The following is a 1,012-nucleotide window of genomic DNA, read 5'->3' on the forward strand; positions in this document are numbered from 1 at the left end:
GGCTTACTACACCCGCAAAATGAGTCAGGGAAAACGACACAATCAGGCGCTTATCGCCCTGGCGAGACGACGCTGCGACGTTCTGTTCGCCATGATGCGCGACGGGACTTTTTATACCCCGCAGGGGTCATAACATACTTGACAACTTAATAGGGGCACCCCCCTGGCTATTGTCATACACTCAAATTAAAGATAGGTTCTAAATAAATGAGCGTTTTTTGATAGTCTATTTCATTAGGTAATATATATTTGTAACAAATCAATCAAAATGGAATAAAATCATGCTACCATCTATTTCAATCAACAATACCAGCGCAACTTACCCAGAATCCATTAATGAAAATAACAATGATGAAGTTAATGGATTAGTACAAGAGCTCAAAAACCTTTTTAATGGTAAGGAAGGAATAAGCACCTGTATTAAACATCTACTTGAGCTTATAAAAAACGCCATACGAGTAAACGACGATCCTTATAGATTTAATATTAATAATTCCTCAGTTACTTATATTGATATTGGCTCCAATGATACAGACCATATTACTATTGGTATCGACAACCAAGAACCAATAGAATTACCTGCGAACTATAAAGACAAAGAACTCGTCCGTACTATCATTAATGACAACATAGTTGAGAAGACTCATGATATCAATAACAAGGAAATGATCTTCAGCGCATTGGTAATGACTCCAACTTATTGATAGTGTTTTATGTTCAGATAATGCCCGATGACTTTGTCATGCAGCTCCACCGATTTTGAGAACGACAGCGACTTCCGTCCCAGCCGTGCCAGGTGCTGCCTCAGATTCAGGTTATGCCGCTCAATTCGCTGCGTATATCGCTTGCTGATTACGTGCAGCTTTCCCTTCAGGCGGGATTCATACAGTGGCCAGCCATCCGTCATCCATATCACCACGTCAAAGGGTGACAGCAAGCTCATAAGACGCCCCAGCGTCGCCATAGTGCGTTCACCGAATACGTGCGCAACAACCGTCTTCCGGAGCCTGTC

3 pseudogenes are annotated in these 1,012 nt (G+C 42.0%); 2 read left to right on the top strand and 1 reads right to left on the bottom strand.

From position 1 onward, the window contains the following. Nucleotides 1-133 (top strand): annotated as a pseudogene (locus BGK49_RS29595) (IS110 family transposase); the annotation flags it as partial. 148 nt (nucleotides 134-281) lie between these two features. After that, nucleotides 282-683, top strand: a pseudogene (gene yfdF / locus BGK49_RS15915) (protein YfdF); the annotation flags it as partial. A 14-nt stretch (nucleotides 684-697) separates the two neighbouring features. On the opposite strand, the pseudogene BGK49_RS15920 reads toward yfdF, so the two are convergent. Further along, nucleotides 698-1,012 (bottom strand): annotated as a pseudogene (locus tag BGK49_RS15920) (IS1-like element IS1B family transposase); the annotation flags it as partial.

It is taken from the genome of Shigella sp. FC1544, from assembly GCF_001722145.1.
GTDB lineage: Bacteria > Pseudomonadota > Gammaproteobacteria > Enterobacterales > Enterobacteriaceae > Escherichia > Escherichia coli.